This is a genomic window from Streptomyces sp. NPDC087310, from assembly GCF_044744405.1.
Lineage (GTDB): Bacteria > Actinomycetota > Actinomycetes > Streptomycetales > Streptomycetaceae > Streptomyces.
Map to the genome: position 1 here is coordinate 547,542 of NZ_JBIUYF010000004.1, position 14,414 is coordinate 561,955.

General features: G+C 68.1%; 19 protein-coding genes. 3 read left to right on the plus strand and 16 right to left on the minus strand.

What is annotated here, in order from left to right; translation table 11 throughout:
- Positions 1-148 precede the first annotated feature (148 nt).
- A complete protein-coding gene (locus tag ACIO3P_RS17625; RefSeq protein WP_401851648.1) occupies positions 149-1,060 on the minus strand; it encodes a phosphorothioated DNA-binding restriction endonuclease in 912 nt (303 codons plus the stop codon).
- 56 nt (positions 1,061-1,116) lie between these two features.
- Positions 1,117-1,449: a hypothetical protein gene (locus tag ACIO3P_RS17630; protein ID WP_401851645.1), complete on the minus strand. Its 333-nt coding sequence runs from the start codon at positions 1,447-1,449 to the stop codon at positions 1,117-1,119.
- Between the two features lie 151 nt (positions 1,450-1,600).
- Between ACIO3P_RS17630 and ACIO3P_RS17635 the strand changes: the two genes are divergently transcribed.
- Positions 1,601-2,485, plus strand: a complete 885-nt coding sequence (locus ACIO3P_RS17635; RefSeq protein ID WP_401978173.1) for a helix-turn-helix domain-containing protein — start codon at positions 1,601-1,603, stop codon at positions 2,483-2,485.
- Positions 2,486-2,506: 21 nt separating this feature from the next.
- Positions 2,507-2,737 carry a DUF397 domain-containing protein gene (locus tag ACIO3P_RS17640; protein WP_329828937.1) on the plus strand — a complete coding sequence of 77 codons (231 nt, stop codon included), beginning with the start codon at positions 2,507-2,509 and terminating at the stop codon, positions 2,735-2,737.
- Between the two features lie 18 nt (positions 2,738-2,755).
- Here the strand turns inward: ACIO3P_RS17640 and ACIO3P_RS17645 are convergent, their stop codons facing one another.
- The 11 genes from ACIO3P_RS17645 to ACIO3P_RS17695 form a co-directional block, all read right to left on the minus strand.
- A complete protein-coding gene (locus tag ACIO3P_RS17645) occupies positions 2,756-3,220 on the minus strand; it encodes a hypothetical protein (RefSeq protein ID WP_401851643.1) in 465 nt (154 codons plus the stop codon).
- An 82-nt stretch (positions 3,221-3,302) separates the two neighbouring features.
- Positions 3,303-3,527, minus strand: coding sequence for a DUF397 domain-containing protein (locus ACIO3P_RS17650; protein ID WP_401851642.1), 225 nt, complete (start codon positions 3,525-3,527; stop codon positions 3,303-3,305).
- 60 nt (positions 3,528-3,587) lie between these two features.
- Positions 3,588-4,436 (minus strand): helix-turn-helix domain-containing protein, encoded by an 849-nt coding sequence (locus ACIO3P_RS17655; RefSeq protein WP_401978179.1) that lies wholly within the window; start codon positions 4,434-4,436, stop codon positions 3,588-3,590.
- Positions 4,418-4,927 (minus strand): DUF6879 family protein, encoded by a 510-nt coding sequence (locus ACIO3P_RS17660; protein ID WP_401792446.1) that lies wholly within the window; start codon positions 4,925-4,927, stop codon positions 4,418-4,420. The genes ACIO3P_RS17655 and ACIO3P_RS17660 overlap by 19 nt, the downstream gene beginning before the upstream one ends.
- Positions 4,914-5,120, minus strand: a complete 207-nt coding sequence (locus ACIO3P_RS17665; protein WP_401851639.1) for a hypothetical protein — start codon at positions 5,118-5,120, stop codon at positions 4,914-4,916. The genes ACIO3P_RS17660 and ACIO3P_RS17665 overlap by 14 nt, the downstream gene beginning before the upstream one ends.
- 205 nt (positions 5,121-5,325) lie before the next feature.
- Complete coding sequence (locus tag ACIO3P_RS17670) at positions 5,326-5,847, minus strand: DUF6879 family protein (protein WP_401851636.1); 522 nt, start codon at positions 5,845-5,847, stop codon at positions 5,326-5,328.
- 235 nt (positions 5,848-6,082) lie between these two features.
- A complete protein-coding gene (locus ACIO3P_RS17675) occupies positions 6,083-6,616 on the minus strand; it encodes a hypothetical protein (protein WP_401851634.1) in 534 nt (177 codons plus the stop codon).
- Between the two features lie 136 nt (positions 6,617-6,752).
- Positions 6,753-8,903 (minus strand): hypothetical protein, encoded by a 2,151-nt coding sequence (locus ACIO3P_RS17680; RefSeq protein ID WP_401851631.1) that lies wholly within the window; start codon positions 8,901-8,903, stop codon positions 6,753-6,755.
- 8 nt (positions 8,904-8,911) lie between these two features.
- Positions 8,912-9,352, minus strand: a complete 441-nt coding sequence (locus tag ACIO3P_RS17685; protein ID WP_329828949.1) for a hypothetical protein — start codon at positions 9,350-9,352, stop codon at positions 8,912-8,914.
- A 243-nt stretch (positions 9,353-9,595) separates the two neighbouring features.
- Positions 9,596-10,261 (minus strand): peptide-methionine (S)-S-oxide reductase MsrA, encoded by a 666-nt coding sequence (msrA, locus tag ACIO3P_RS17690; protein ID WP_401851628.1) that lies wholly within the window; start codon positions 10,259-10,261, stop codon positions 9,596-9,598.
- Between the two features lie 82 nt (positions 10,262-10,343).
- On the minus strand, positions 10,344-11,447 hold the full coding sequence (locus ACIO3P_RS17695; RefSeq protein WP_401851626.1) for a hypothetical protein: 1,104 nt from the start codon (positions 11,445-11,447) through the stop codon (positions 10,344-10,346).
- 183 nt (positions 11,448-11,630) lie between these two features.
- Between ACIO3P_RS17695 and ACIO3P_RS17700 the strand changes: the two genes are divergently transcribed.
- On the plus strand, positions 11,631-12,791 hold the full coding sequence (locus ACIO3P_RS17700) for a cystathionine gamma-synthase (protein WP_401851623.1): 1,161 nt from the start codon (positions 11,631-11,633) through the stop codon (positions 12,789-12,791).
- 24 nt (positions 12,792-12,815) lie between these two features.
- On the opposite strand, the gene ACIO3P_RS17705 is transcribed toward ACIO3P_RS17700, so the two are convergent.
- The 3 genes from ACIO3P_RS17705 to ACIO3P_RS17715 all read right to left on the minus strand — a co-directional run bounded on the left by ACIO3P_RS17705 (position 12,816) and on the right by ACIO3P_RS17715 (position 14,294).
- A complete protein-coding gene (locus ACIO3P_RS17705; RefSeq protein ID WP_329828953.1) occupies positions 12,816-13,067 on the minus strand; it encodes a hypothetical protein in 252 nt (83 codons plus the stop codon).
- The gene (locus ACIO3P_RS17710) at positions 13,064-13,579 is read right to left on the minus strand and encodes a sigma factor-like helix-turn-helix DNA-binding protein (RefSeq protein ID WP_329828954.1); all 516 of its coding nucleotides are present in this window, start codon (positions 13,577-13,579) and stop codon (positions 13,064-13,066) included. Before ACIO3P_RS17710 ends, ACIO3P_RS17705 begins: the two co-directional genes overlap by 4 nt.
- A gap of 61 nt (positions 13,580-13,640) precedes the next feature.
- Positions 13,641-14,294: a MarR family winged helix-turn-helix transcriptional regulator gene (locus tag ACIO3P_RS17715; RefSeq protein ID WP_401851621.1), complete on the minus strand. Its 654-nt coding sequence runs from the start codon at positions 14,292-14,294 to the stop codon at positions 13,641-13,643.
- Positions 14,295-14,414: the final 120 nt, after the last annotated feature.

A 14,414-nucleotide genomic window follows, 5' to 3' on the forward strand; every position in this document is an offset into this window, starting at 1 on the left:
GCCCTCCTCGGGGTGACGCGGCGCCGGTCGCCGTGCCGTTCCTTCCCACCTTTGCCCGGCCACCGCCCTGACGTGAGGTCTATCGGCCGGCAGCAGATTAGCCAACGGCAGAGCGGAAGTTCGTCTGCTCAGACCGGCTCGGACCGGCTCAGACGGACTCGGGCGTACGGGCCTCGCCCCGGAACACCTGCGCCGTATGCCAGTCGACGCGCTCGGGGTCCACACCGGCGCTGCCACTCTGCGGACCGAGGAGCGCCCGCCCGCTCAGGTCGAGTACGTGACTCCGCGCGGCGGCCCCACGCCCGACGAACTCCCGCGAAACGGTGACGCGTTGCTTGCCGTCCAGCCCCATCACCCCCCGGTCGAAGAGCTTGTGGTGCAGCGAGCACAGACACAGCGCGTTGGACAGCTCGTCCGGCCCCTTGAACGCCCACCACTGCACATGCGCCGCTTCCAGCCCGACCGGCACCCCGCCGAGCGAACCGTCGAACCCGCAGAAGGCGCACCGGTATTCGTAGGCGACGAGCACCTGCCTGCGCAGCTCGACACCGCGCCGCCGGTCCTCCCGTACGGCGCCGGGCGCGGGGACCGGCCGTACGGCAGCGTCCAACTCCAGGTCGAGCCCGACGTCGGCGGCGATGTCCGCGTGGAGCGACGGCGGGAAGTGCGCGTCCAGCAGCAGATGCACGAGCCGTCCCAGCAGCCCCGGATCCGCGTCGAGCGCGGCCCGCAACTCCGGTACGAGCCGCCCCTCCGCCCCGCTCTCCCGCAGCGCCCGCACCCCCGTACCCGGACTCGCGTCCCCGGCGTCCGTCCGTACGCGCCACACACCGTCGCTGACGAGATGGTGAAACGGATACGCGGGAGACGTCGGGTTCGTGGGCCCGTAGTTCCGCAGCAGCTCACGCAGATCCCGCTCGATCTCGGAGTAGCGCAACCCCCGCTCGGGCCCGCGCCGGTACCGCCCCAGCGCATACAGCATCAGCAGCGGCTTGTGCGGCGCGCGCACCCCGTTGTTGGTCCACTGCCGCAGGCTTCCCACCCGCTCCAACCAGTCCATGACACGCGACTGTAGGCACCCCCGGCCCACCGGGCCGCACCCGGCCCACACTGATCTCAGGCAGCCCCGGGCACCCACACCACCCACGCACTGATGTCGTCGCCCCGGCCGAACCTCCCGACGGCGCGGTCCAGCGAGCGCACGCTCATCCGGATGCCGCCGGAAGCGCTCACGATCTCGGCATGCTCCTCGAACGCCATCCCCCACGCGGCGACCCACGCGTCAGCGTCCTCGGGGCCAGTGCCCTCAGGCTCGTACGTCTGGACGACGGCGAAGAGCCGGGGCGCGGTGTCGGCGACCAACTCCTCGGTCAGGGCGAGGAATTCGGCGTAGGTGAGGGGCGGGATGCTGGCGGTGGGAGAGGCGGGTCCGGCTGCTTCGGCTGACATCATGTCCTCCTACTGAGCGTGACTGATTCGACGCTTCGCGTAGCGGTATCCTGAACTCCGGTCGCGACCACTTTCAAGTGGACAGTCCATTTTTCATGCGGACGGGTAATGGTGGTGCGCCCGGAGCGACGGACGAGTACCGGAGGGACCCATGGGACGGAACATGGAGATCGGAACGTCGGTGGTACGACGCTGGCAGCTCGCGGCGTCGCTGAAGGCGCTGCGCGAGGGCGCCGACCTGACCCAGGAGGCCGCGATCGAGCGGCTTGAGCCGTTGCCAGGGCGCTGGTCGCGGTCGAAGCTGTCCCGGATCGAGAACCGGGAGCACAACATCAAGCCACGTGAAGTGGAGCAGTTGCTCGATGTGTACGGGGTCACCGACACGCGGCTCCGCGACGGGCTGGTGGCACTGGCCGCAAGCTCGTCGGAGCGCGGCTGGTGGATCAGCTTCGTCGACGCGCTGCCCCGGGACATCCAACCGCTGTTGAGCATCGAGGACAGCCTCGTCGAGCTCTGGAGCTTCCAGCCGCAACTGGTGAACGGGCTCCTGCAGACCGCCGAGTACGCCCGCGCCGTCATGCTTGCGGCCGCCCCCGGGGAGTGCTCCCCGGAGGAACTGGAACGCAAGGTCGCCGCCCGCATGATCCGTCAGCACGTACTCCAGAGGCAGCCGGCCCCGAAGGCGCACTTCATCTACGACGAGGCCGTCCTGGACCATGTCATCGGAGACGAGGAAGTCATGCGGGGCCAGTTGCGAAAGCTGCTGAGCGTGGCCGAGAGCCCGAACATCTCGATCCAGGTCCTTCGGCGTGACGTGGGTGGGAGCCCCGGACTGGAGGGTCCGTTCTCGATCCTGACGTTGCCCGCGCCCATGCCCGACATCGGCTACACGGAGGGCCCGGCGGGCATGTTCTACATCGAGGACCGCGAGCATGTACGGGCGTGGACGCTGCGGTTCGGCATCCTCACCGAACTGGCGCTCTCTCGGGCGGAGTCGAGGGACATGATCGCCGAAGCGGCGAAACTGTACGCGTAACCCAAAGAAGGGAGCTGTCACATGAAGCAGAGGGCCCCGGTGCGGCAAGCGCACTGGCGCAAGAGCAGTTACTCGGGCGGCGGCGGCGACACCGGCGGCGACTGTGTCGAAACCGCCCTCCTCCCCGACGGCCGCATCGCGTTCCGCGACAGCAAGCGCCCGGAGGCGGCTGTACTGGCCTTCGGCCGTGCGGAGGCGGCGTCCTGGCTCCGGTACGTCAAGGCGGCGGAGCCTCGCGGTCTCGCGGACTGATTCGGGCGGGGCGAGGTCCTACCGAGCCGGGCAGGGAAGGCCAGGGCTGCTGCGGTTGGGGGAGCATGTCACCAGCGCGACCGAGTGGAAGACCGTACCCCTGAGGTAGTGGCCGAGCGATACGTCCCCTCCCTCCGCCAGGCGCTCGACCGCCGAGTTCCGCAGGTGCGCGAGGCGGGTCTCCTCCCGTTCACCCGCGGAGGCGAACCGGGGCGCGAATTCATGGAGTTGAAGGCCCAGCCACTCCCCGGCCTCTTTCGGCTCCTGCCATGTGCCCCGGATCACCGACGCGCGTTTCATCAACCAGTGTGCTGTCTGGAGAGGCGGCACGTCCGTGATCGGGAAATCGGTCACGGCCGCGCGATAGCGCTCGATCAGGTCCAAGGGGCTGCTCGACATCGGAGGGGAGCCCGGAGGCCGCCGCAGGCTCTCCTTGTCGAAGGTGGTCTTCTCGCCCAGCCAGGCGTACCCGTGGATGTGCAAGGCCCACTCCGTTCAACGCAAGGTGACGGCCCCGGCCCGCCCGTCGAGCGTGGGCGGGGCGGGGTGTCAGGCGGACCGAGAGCTACGCGGAGAGGCCGAAGAGGACCGGATCGATTCCGGCCGCGCTCAGCTCCGTCGTCGTGAAGCGCAAGGGGGCGGCGGTCGGACATTGGCTGTCGCCCACGGCCCACGCGTCCGGCCCGATCTTGGCGAGGGTCACACATGCCTCGCCGTCCGGATGCGTGTTGCCTCCGCACGGCGTCCTGAACCGTGCTCCGGTGATGTCGAGGCCGTAAAGGTCAGTCATCTGTTCCTCCGTCTCGCAGGGGTCGACACCGCTGATGCTTCACCCGTTGAGCAGCGCCTTCTAGGACCTTTCCTGTTGGCGCAAGAATTCGTCCCGCACGCCTTCGACCAGGGCTGTCATGGCCTCGCGGTAGACCGCCACGGTTGCGAAGCGCTCGAAGGTATCGGCATAGACCTGCACGTCCTTCGGATCACGTGTGGTGACTTCGGAGTGGAACGTCTCCACGATCACCAGCCGGTCGTCGTGCATGCTGAAGCAGGTCATGGGGAAGTCCGGCATGCGCCGCCCGTTCGGCACGACTCCCAGCGAGACGTTGGGAAGCCGGGAGACGGACACGAGCCGGTCCATCTGCAGCGCCATGACAGCGGGCTCACTGATGCGCCACCTGAGGACGTGCTCGCAGATGAGGAAGCGGAACGACCGGCTCGGCTCATACAGGACCGCTTGCCGTTCGAGCCGGGCGGCCACGGTCTTGGCCCGGGTCTCCTCCGGAAGTGCCGGGGGCAGCGAGAAGACAGCCGATACGTACTCGGGGGTCTGGAGGAGTCCGGGGATGAGCTGGCCCTGGAACAGTCTGAGCTCTGCGGTGGTGGCCTCGATGGCCCGTAGGCTCTTCTGGTGCTTCCACGGGCCCATACGGCGCAGCAACCGCCACGCGGTGGCCTCGGTGGCTTCGGCGCGGGCCGTGGTGAGGAACTCTTCCTTGACCTCCTGGCTGACGCCTATGGCGGTCAGAAGGAGATCCACGTCTTGAACGGTCGGCAGGACTCTGCCGGTTTCGATCTTCGAGAGCTTGCCGGCGGACATGGATGCCCTGCGGGCCACGGCATCACCCGTGAGTCCGGATGTGTCCCGCAACGCCCGCAGGGCTCTCCCGATCGAATCTGCGGTCAGCGGTGCCGCTCCCAGTACTCCGCGAACGGCACAGCCCCGGCCAGGGCTCGGTCGCGGTAGTCCCGGTACTCGGCAACTCTGGCGGCGGGCAACGGGTCGGCGCCGATGAACGCGCCGTTGGGTGTGTAGTGCATCCGGAACACGCGCTGGTCGTCGAACAGCCAGAAGTCGTGATCCGGCAGGCCGCTCACGGATTGCTCTGCGGCATCGATGATGCCGATGGTCTCGCCGGCCTTGATGTTGCCAGGGTAGGCGGCGAGTTCGTAGCGCAGGTAGTCGGTCAGGGGAGAACGGAGCACGTGGACGCGGGACACGTCCTTGCCCTTGTCCGTCATCGACCGCACCCACGGGTTGTCGTCCCAGTCGGGGCCCATCTCGCCACCGGCGAGGAAGCGTTCGTACTCCTCGCGCTCCTCCTCCACGTCGTACGTGGACAGTGTCTCCAGCCGGAAGGCGGACCGTTCGAAGGTCTCGAAGAGCTGGGCGAACGCCTCACCGCTGAGCACGGAAGTACTCCTCCAGCATCGCTGCGGGCACCAGGACGGCGGTCTCACCTTCCGGGAGATCGAGCTGAGCCAACTGCTCGGGATCGGTGACGACATGCCCCTGGACGACGTAGCTCCTCTCGCCCTCGGTGCCCCATAACGTCGGGCACGATCCGTTCTTGCAGTTCGGATCCCCCGTCAGCTTCCGCAGCATCGTCGCTCCTCACGTAGGCGTGCGCCTGTCGTTCTCGATGCTCCCGAGCGGTACGCGACCAGGTCAAGCCTCGATTCTTTCCAGAACGGGAAAGGGGGCTTCGGACGGGCCCATCGGTCTTCTGCGCCGTACCCCGGCTGACCGAATGGCCGATCGGCGAGCGGGTGTTCGAATCGCGCCGTTTCGCTCGTGCAGCGTTTGGGCGTCACATGCCAAGGCCCTTCGCGTACTTCTCGAAGGGCACCGATTCGGCCAGCGCTATACGCTGATATTCAACGTAGGGCGTTGTGTCACCCTCGTGTACTTCTCGGCTGATCTGTGTGCCGTCCGACTCGTAGTTCATCAGGACGACTTCTCTTCTGTCGAACATCCAGAAGTCCTGGACGCCGGCCAGCGGATTGTGCCGGTCGGTTACGTCCATGATTCGGATGTCTTCGCCTGCCTGTGCGTGAGGCAGGTAGTACATGAACTCAAACAGGAGATAGCTGGAGAGCGGGCGCGTGACGACATGTACGCGCCCCTTGGTCTTTCCCACCCGGCGCACTCGCTTCAGGTCCTCGGTGTACTCGTTCGAGTAGGTACGAGGATCGATGCGTTCGCCGGCCAGAAATAACTGGATCTCCTCTACCTCTTGCGGGACTTTATAGGCGGGAAGGGTTTCCAGACGCCATGCTTCCGTCCGGAAGTCACGAAACTTGGCCTGCCATGCCTCACCATCCAAGAGCACGGGCAGCCTCCTTGTTGTTGCCGGTGAGCCGGGTCAGTCTCTTGCGCGCCAGCCGAGACTGCCGTCTCGGCGACCCTTGTTGGCATCGTTCACTTCGAACCGTACGCCGTGAGGGGGGCCGCCGTGGGCCAGAGGCTCCCGTCCGGGGAACGCGGCTTGCCCGATGCCCGATGTTGTGCGCCCGGTCGCGGATGGCCCGCCTCGAAGTGATGAAGTCCCGACCCGATGGGCGATTCTAGTTTCCGGCCCGGGCCGCTTCTTCGGGGGTGCTGTATGCCTTGATCGTGGGGTCGTTCTTCAGGGGGTTGTTTTCGCATCCGAGGACCTCGGTGGCTTTTTGGGCCACACGGTAGAGGATGGTCATCTGTTGATCTATCATTTTCTGGTCAACTTTCGTTCCGATATTGAGTGTGTTCGATCCCGCTGTGAGCAGAGAGACCTGGCTCGACGGATTGCGCAATTTTCCGGGCAAGCTGCACTGCACACGAAGTTCCGTGATGATGTCGTTCGCTTCGCCGAGTGCACCGTTGAGGTTGTAATGGCTGACCCTTCCTGGCAGGTCAGTTTTTGTCGATCCGTCACGAGCAGTCCATGAGAGTTCGAATCCCAGGGACCCGTCGTCACGCTTGCTCTTCGGCGCAATTGAACATATCTGGGTCGTGAACTCTGTCCCTCCGGGCTTCCGTTGTTTCAATCTGTCTGACAATTTCTCTGGCAGGCGGTCATTTGTGTTGTAGATGGTGGTCTCGTACTGATCTGTGCGGAGCACCTTCTGTATAAGGTTATGTGTTTCGGTGTCTTTGGCGACTTCGCAAAGGTCTTCTTTCGGTGGGGCGGATTCCTCGGCTGTGCAGGAGGTTGCACCCAATATGCACGCCGCAATGATGATGGATGTTCCGAGGGGTTTACGGTTTGTTGAGATGGGCTTCGGCTGCCGCTCGTCCTTCGCTGTGGCCAGTATTTGCCTCCCTCTTTGCCGATTCGAAGGATCCGTCCTTCGTGATTTCATTCTTCTCTCCCCACTTGTCGAAGATTTCATTGGTCCCGTCCACACCTTCGGCGTAGTTTCTGCTGGAATCTTCCTTCCCTTGGTCCTCGGCCGCTTCGGTGACATCCTTGGTCCAGTCGTAGGCAACTGAGTCGATCAGCGCGCCTCCTGCGGTGCCAAGTATCGGGATTTCGCCGATGAGGCCGTTTGCGCCGATGGATGAATAGTTGGAAGTATCTTCGGCCCACTCCACCCGATCTTCCATCTTGTCCCTGTGGACATCGGCGCCAATTCCATTGAGCGCACCCATGGCCGTGCCGATCTCGTGTCCGCGATTGTTCCAGGCCGCGCTGTCCCCGTGGGTCGTTTCGCCGTTGTAAGCGGGCAAATTGGTGAGTACGTCGGCACCGTAAGCCCTCTCGGTCTCGTACAGGAGGGAGTACGAGGCGCCGTCGTCCGCTATGCCGCGCATCACGCGTATGAGACTGGCCTGGCCCACTGCGATGTTCGCCTTGTCGCCGGACCCGCCGATGTCGTCATTGCCGGCGATTCCGCCGTACTTGGAATCCTGGCCGTAGAGGACGAGATGAGTGTCAGCGACGTAGTCGGTGAGGGCTCGGGCCATGGGCTGGCGGAGGTTTTCCAGGTCCTTGGGGAATTCGTCTCCGTGCGCCTCGTCCATGAACTTGATGGTGTGGTGCATCACCCGCGCCTGACCCTCGGTGTGCAGGCCGGGTTCGCCCGGTTTGGCGCCGGGGTCGTTGCCGGTGGCGGCGGCTTCGATGGCGGCGCCGAGGCCCATTGCCTTGTAGGGGGATTCGAGTTCCTTCACGGCGCCCGGGGCCGACATGTACTCGCTCGGCCATTCGCGGTCCGTGAGCAGGTATTCCAGGTGGTCGTTCTTGTTGCCCTTCCCCTCGGGGTCGAGGAAGTACGTCGCCGCGTCCGGGTCCTTGCTCATGACCTGGAGCAGACCGTCCAGCGGGTCGGACACCAGGTTCGGGCGCGTGGGATCGTAGGCGTGTTCCCACTTGTTGGGGTTCGCCTTCTCGACCTTGATGATGTCGGCGCCCACATCGTTGAGGAACTGCTTCCCGTATCCGTCGCCGTTCTTCATCAGCGTCACCAGCGACTGGTACCCGTTCGTCGGTGAGATGTTGCCGCCGATGTTGTCGTCGCCCACCTCTTTGAGGCCCTTCATGAAGGGCTCGTAGGCGTAGCTGTCAGGGTCCTTCGTGCCCGAGGCCACCGTGGCGGCCAGGCTGGTGTTGATGGATTCGTAGAGCTTCTTGTCGCCCGCCGAGGCGCCGCGTTCGTTGGCGGCCAGGTTCATCTGGTCCGCGAGCCGTACCGTGCCCTCCGCTCCGAGGGCGTTCAGGTATGCCTCGCCGAAGTGCTTGTCCTTGGCGTTCTCGCGCATGACGTCGCGGTACTGCCTGATCTCCTTCTGCGACGCCTCGCCCGCGTTGATCTTCTCCGTGAGGCCGAGTGCCTCGACAGCCTGGACGTCGCCCACGGGTGTGGCGTTGAAGCCGAAGAGCGCGGTGCCGTCGGCGCCCGACGCGTTCAGCAGGGCTGTCTTGACGTCCTGATCGAACTCGGTGACCGCCTTCACCGCGGCCATGATGTTGCTGGTGTACGAGTTCTCCACGTTGGGGAGTTCCGGGTCGTGGCGCACGGACTTCGCGGTGGCCGCGTCGACCTTGCTGTAGTCGTAACGCGCCATCCCCTGGTCGGAGACCTTCATGCCGGCCTTGACGGCATCGGCGACGGCCGACTCCACCTTCGCCTTGAGGTCGGTGAACGTCGCATGGGCGTCCCGCAGCAGCGACTCCATGCCGAGCGCTTCCTTCTGCGCGGCATCGAACTGGCCCCGTGTCATGGCGAAGTTCGGAGCGGCTGCCGTCGCGCTCGCGCCCGTCCATTTGTTCCCCGAAGCGACGCTCTGGACGTCTTCCTCGTACAGGTCCTCAAGTTTCTTGAACTGGGCGGCCATGTCCTTCCAGCCGTCCGCCGCCGCCGTGAGCTCGGAGAGCTTTATGTGCATGACGTCGTAGTAGCTGGGCATGGCTCCCCCTAGATTCCGTTCACTTTTGATCGCAGCGGCGCGAATCCGGCCTCGGTGGTCACGTCCTGGCCTGCCAGCAGATTCGATGTGTTCCGCAGGGCGACCTTCTCCGAACTCAGTCGGCCCATCAGCCGCTTCACCTGGGAGTCCCAGTGCGCGTGGGCCTTTTTCAGGCCCGCGCCGGTGTCCCACTCCTTGAACTCCGCGACAGCGACGCGCGTGGGGTCATCGGCCGCGTCCGCCGCCTTCTTGGTCCCCGGTTCGAGCTGGTTCTCTATGGTGTTGGCCGCCTTTTTCTTCGCGGCGGGGGTCGTGGCCAGGTCGGGATCGCCCACTCCGGGCGAGGCGGAACCGCCGGGGTCGGCCGGGAGTTGATTGAGCCGCATGTCCGACGATTGACGCTCGGCCACCGTCTGCTTCTGCTGAGCCCATTCTTCCTCGAACGACATCGCTCCCCCTCGGTTGCGGACCCCTGCGGATCCCGGCAGATTCCTGCGGATCCCGGTGGATCCGACGGACCCAACTGAGTCCGGGGCACCGCGCGACGCGGTGCCCCGGACTCGGGAGATCATTTTAATCAGCCTTGGGAAAAGTGCTCAGCCGTATCCCGGATCGCACACGTAATGAGCGGGGCATGTACACGGGTCGGGCACGCGGGTTCCGACGCTACGGTGCGGGCCCCGCAATCAGGTTCACTCGCCGGCCGACGCCACCCCGATCGGGCACGAGACGCCCGTCCCGCCCAGGCCGCAGTAGCCCGCCGGGTTCTTGTCCAGGTACTGCTGGTGGTCCGCCTCCGCCGGGTAGAAGGGGCGGCCTTCGGACGGGAGGAGTTCCGTGGTGATCGTGGAGTGGCCGTTGCTCGTCAGGACCTGCTGGTACGCGGTGCGGGAGGCTTCCGCCGTCGCCGCCTGGGCGGGGGAGTGGGTGTAGATCGCCGAGCGGTACTGCGTGCCCACGTCGTTGCCCTGGCGGAAGCCCTGGGTCGGGTTGTGGGACTCCCAGAAGACCTTCAGCAGCTCCGCGTACGAGACGGTCTTCGGGTCGAAGACGACGCGGACCGCTTCCGTGTGGCCCGTCCGGCCCGAGCAGACCTCGTCGTACGTCGGGTTCGGGGTGAAGCCGCCCTGGTAGCCGACCAGGGTCGTCCAGACGCCGTCCGTCTGCCAGAACGTGCGCTCGGCGCCCCAGAAGCAGCCCAGGCCGAAGTCGGCGACCTCCAGGCCGTCGGGGTACGGGCCCTCCAGGGGGTTGCCGAGGACCGTGTGGCGTCCGGGCACCGCGAACGCGGGCTCCGGACGGCCGCGCAGGGCCTGCTCGGGCGTGGGCAGCTCGGGGGTGCGGCGGGACAGGAACATGGTCGGCTCTCCTCGGCTGTGGGGACTGTTCGTAACAACGTGTGAGTCACCTGGGGCATTCCGCCCCGCACCCCGGGGAGCGTCAGCGCGGGAGGGTCGCCGGGCTGCCGCCGTTCGCCTCGTAGCCCGCCACCGCCAGCGCCCGGTACACCGTGTACTGCGCCGCCGGGTCCGCGTCGTGTGTCCACGGGAGGGCGCCGACGTGGCCGTCCACCTGGACGAGCTGGTTCATCGCCTCCGCCCAGCGCTCGGACCGTACGAGGAAGAGGATCAGGAGGTGCCGTACGTGCGAGAGCATCGGGTCGTCCGGGCGGGCCGCGTGGACCGCGAAGAGTGCGCCCTCCACCGCCTTCGTCACCACCGCGCTCTCGTAGAAGCCGCGCACCAGGTTGACCTCGGGAAGGTGCTCGTACACCGCGAAGAGCGGCAGCGCCGCCAGCAGTGAGCCCTGCGGGGCGCGGGCCGCCGCGGCCGTCGCGAACTCGTCGGCCTCGGCGCGCGAGCCGTGCCACTTCTCGCACGCGTAGTGCAGCGCCGCCAGATGCGCCCCCATGTGCGCCGGAGCGCGGTCGATCACCTTCGCCCAGAGCTGGTCGAACTCCTCACGCGAGTAACCGAGCCCGCGCGCCACGGCCAGCTCCACGATGTACGGCACCGGGTCGCCCGGCGCCAGCAGCGCCGCCTGGCCGCAGACCGTGCGCGCCTCCTCCAGGATGATCCGGAAGTCGTCCGTCCCCGCGGCCGACGACCGCCACGCCTGCTGCACCAGGAACTCCGCGTGCACCGCCGCCCCGCCCGCGTCCTTCGGCGAATCCGACCGCCACGCCCGCAGCCAGGCGCCACCGACCCCGGGCCGCTGCTGAAGCTCCAGCGAGGCCGCCCCCGCGAACGCCTGCACCCGCTGCCAGCGCACCTCGCCCGCCTTGTCCGTCCCGGCGAGAAGCTGCGCGGCCGCGCGCCAGTCCTGGGTCCCCTGGACGACGTCGAGCACGTCGAGGAGGTCCTGGTCGGGGCCGGGCATCCGGATGTCCAGCTCCTCCTGCCGTGCGAAACCGTACGCGGCCGGGTCGGCGGCGTCCGGCGATCCGGGCGCGACCTGGCGGATACCGCCGCCGCGGCGCCTGAGGTACGGGGCGATGACCGCGGCCAGCAGGCCCATCGCGAGCAGGACCCAGAGAATCTCCATGCGTCCATTGTCCCGGACGCCGTCCGGTACGGAATCACCCGCCGGGCGAGCGGTGAATCACCCGCCGGATCCCCGTCCGGATCACCGTCCGGATCACCCGCCGGGCCACTCGCCCGGCCAGCCGCCGGGCGACCTGCCGCGGGTGGCCGCGGGCTCCGGTCCCGCGGCGCTACCCTCGGGCCCATGAGCCACGAGCACTCCAGCGACCAGCATCGTTTCGAGACCCTCGCCATCCACGCGGGGAACACCGCCGACCCCCTCACCGGGGCGGTCGTACCGCCGATCTACCAGGTGTCCACGTACAAGCAGGACGGGGTGGGCGGCCTGCGCGGCGGTTACGAGTACAGCCGCAGCGCCAACCCCACCCGTACCGCCCTGGAGGAGAACCTCGCGGCCCTGGAGGGCGGCCGGCGCGGGCTCGCCTTCGCGTCCGGGCTCGCCGCCGAGGACTGCCTGCTCCGTACGCTGCTGGCCCCCGGCGACCATGTCGTCATCCCCGACGACGCCTACGGCGGCACCTTCCGGCTCTTCGCCAAGGTCGTCTCCCGCTGGGGCGTGGACTTCTCGGTCGCGGACACCTCGGACGCGGCGGCCGTCCAGGCCGCGCTCACCCCCCGTACCAAGGCGATCTGGGTCGAGACCCCCTCCAACCCGCTCCTCAACATCACCGACATCGCGGCCCTCGCGGGCATCGCGCGCGCGGCCGGGGCGAAGCTCGTCGTCGACAACACCTTCGCCAGCCCGTACCTCCAGCAACCCCTCGCGCTCGGCGCGGACGTCGTCGTCCACTCGACGACCAAGTACATGGGCGGCCACTCGGACGTCGTCGGGGGCGCGCTGATCGTCGACGACGAGGCGCTGGGCGAGGAACTGGCGTACCACCAGAACGCCATGGGCGCCGTCGCCGGGCCGTTCGACGCCTGGCTGGTGCTGCGCGGCATCAAGACGCTCGCCGTCCGAATGGACCGGCACAGCGAGAACGCCACGCGCGTCGCCGAGATGCTCACCCGCCACCCGCGCGTCTCCCAGGTCCTCTACCCGGGCCTGACCGAGCACCCCGGTCACGAGATCGCCGCCAAGCAGATGAAGGCGTTCGGCGGGATGATCTCGTTCCGGGTCACGGACGGCGAGGAGGCGGCGGTCGGCGTCTGCGACCGCGCGAAGCTCTTCACGCTGGGCGAGTCCCTGGGCGGCGTCGAGTCGCTGATCGAGCACCCGGGCCGGATGACGCACGCCTCGGCGGCGGGCTCGCCGCTGGAGGTCCCCGCCGACCTGGTCCGGCTCTCCGTGGGGATCGAGTCGGGCGACGACCTGCTGGCCGATCTTCAGCAGGCCCTCGGATAGCTCCGCTCACTCCCCGGCAGGCTTTCACCAGCCTTCCAGCGGGGGTGTCGTCGTCGCGGGCGGCGGTACCCACGGGTGTACGTCCCACGCCCACACGGTGAAGACGATCACCGCCGCCACCAGCACCGTCCAGAGCACCCGGCGCGCGACCCGGCGCCTGCGCAGCACGCGTTCGCCGCGCCGGGCCGCCCTGGGAACGAGATCGGCGGGTACGGCGGGCCGCGGCAGGTCCAGCAGCCGCCGTATCTCCGCCTCCTTGCGGTTCGTCCCGCTCACGGGCCGGCCTCGCGGGACGGGAGGCCGGCGGCGGACGGGCCGCGTGCTGCCGTCCGCCGCAGGGTGGACATCGCTCGGGCGCACAGCGCGCGGGCCCGGTCCTCGGGGAGGCCGAGCAGGGACGCGGTCTGCTCCTCGGTGAGGCCCTCGTACAGCCGGAGCACGAGGACCAGCCGCTCCCGCGCGCCGAGCCCGTGCAGCAGCCCGCCTTCGGGGGCGCTCCCGGAGGCGGCCCGCACGCCCGCCCACCGGACGCGCCACGCCTCGTCGGCGAAGCGCAGGGCCAGTTCCCGGCGGGCGTGGTCGTACGGGTCCTCGTCGTGCAGGTGGTCCCACTCCGCGTACGTACGGGCCAGCGCGGCGACCAGCAGGCGCTGCGCCCGGGGGGTCGCGTCGGGCGGCTCGGCCGTCAGCAGGGCGGCGGTGTGCAGCAGTCGGCCGGCCGCGCCCGCAGCGAAGACCTCGAACTCCCGGGCACGGCGGCGATCCGTGGTCGCCCGCCGCTCTCGCACGACCTCATATCAGGCCAGCCGGACCGCCCGGGTCAAGAGGGCATCCCGGGTCAAGAGGACATCAGGAGCCGGTGGTCCCGCCCGCCCCGGGTTCCGACGGCTCCGACGGCTCCGACGGCTCCGGCGACTTCGACGAATCCGTCGTTCTCGATGACTCCGTCGGCTCGCCCTCCGGGTTCGCGGCCGGTTCCGCGTCCGTGCCCGGCTGCTCGCCGGACGGCAGCCGCGCCGCCCGCGACGCGAACGAGCCGTTGAGGCGGGTGAGCAGCGTGGTGAAGGAGTTCCGCTCGTCCTCCGTCCAGTCCGCCGTGACCTGGGCCATCAGCGCGCGCCGCGAGGAGCGCACCTCGTCGAGCTTGGCCAGCCCGCGCGCCGAGAGCTGGAGCACGACCGCCCGGCCGTCCTCCGGGTGCGAGGTGCGCTTGACCAGGCCGGTGTCGACCAGGGGCGCGACCTGCCGGGTGACGGTCGAGGAGTCGATGCCCATCCCGGCGGCCAGCGCCTTGACGCCCATCGGCCCTTCCTGGTCGAGCCGGTTGAGCAGCAGATACGCGGCGCGGTCCATCGAGTTGCGGACCTGGCCGACACCGCCGAGCCGGGTCTGTTCGGCCCGCCGGGCGAAGACGGCCACCTGGTGCTGGAGGGCATCGAGGAGTGCGGCGTCGTCCGATGGCTCGGCAGTCCGCTCCCGGGAAGCCGACGCAGCGGAAGTCATGTCCTGAATGGGGGGCATGGCTGGAGGCTCTTTCGTACGGGGGTCGGGTGGTGGTGGGGAAAGAGTACGCGGCCGGGCTCCGCACCGTACCGGCCCTGTGGAAACCCGGTGGAGGCGATG

Excerpts from the sequence above, each read along its gene's own strand:
- ACIO3P_RS17640 (WP_329828937.1), top strand. The coding sequence starts at position 2,507 with ATGAAGCAGAGGGCCCCGGTGCGGCAAGCGCACTGGCGCAAGAGCAGT.
- ACIO3P_RS17650 (WP_401851642.1), bottom strand. The coding sequence starts at position 3,527 with ATGACTGACCTTTACGGCCTCGACATCACCGGAGCACGGTTCAGGACG.
- ACIO3P_RS17630 (WP_401851645.1), bottom strand. The coding sequence starts at position 1,449 with ATGTCAGCCGAAGCAGCCGGACCCGCCTCTCCCACCGCCAGCATCCCG.
- ACIO3P_RS17625 (WP_401851648.1), bottom strand. The coding sequence starts at position 1,060 with ATGGACTGGTTGGAGCGGGTGGGAAGCCTGCGGCAGTGGACCAACAAC.
- msrA (WP_401851628.1), bottom strand. The coding sequence starts at position 10,261 with ATGTTCCTGTCCCGCCGCACCCCCGAGCTGCCCACGCCCGAGCAGGCC.
- ACIO3P_RS17700 (WP_401851623.1), top strand. The coding sequence starts at position 11,631 with ATGAGCCACGAGCACTCCAGCGACCAGCATCGTTTCGAGACCCTCGCC.
- ACIO3P_RS17695 (WP_401851626.1), bottom strand. The coding sequence starts at position 11,447 with ATGGAGATTCTCTGGGTCCTGCTCGCGATGGGCCTGCTGGCCGCGGTC.
- ACIO3P_RS17685 (WP_329828949.1), bottom strand. The coding sequence starts at position 9,352 with ATGTCGTTCGAGGAAGAATGGGCTCAGCAGAAGCAGACGGTGGCCGAG.
- ACIO3P_RS17715 (WP_401851621.1), bottom strand. The coding sequence starts at position 14,294 with ATGACTTCCGCTGCGTCGGCTTCCCGGGAGCGGACTGCCGAGCCATCG.
- ACIO3P_RS17665 (WP_401851639.1), bottom strand. The coding sequence starts at position 5,120 with ATGCTGCGGAAGCTGACGGGGGATCCGAACTGCAAGAACGGATCGTGC.
- ACIO3P_RS17680 (WP_401851631.1), bottom strand. The coding sequence starts at position 8,903 with ATGCCCAGCTACTACGACGTCATGCACATAAAGCTCTCCGAGCTCACG.
- ACIO3P_RS17635 (WP_401978173.1), top strand. The coding sequence starts at position 1,601 with ATGGGACGGAACATGGAGATCGGAACGTCGGTGGTACGACGCTGGCAG.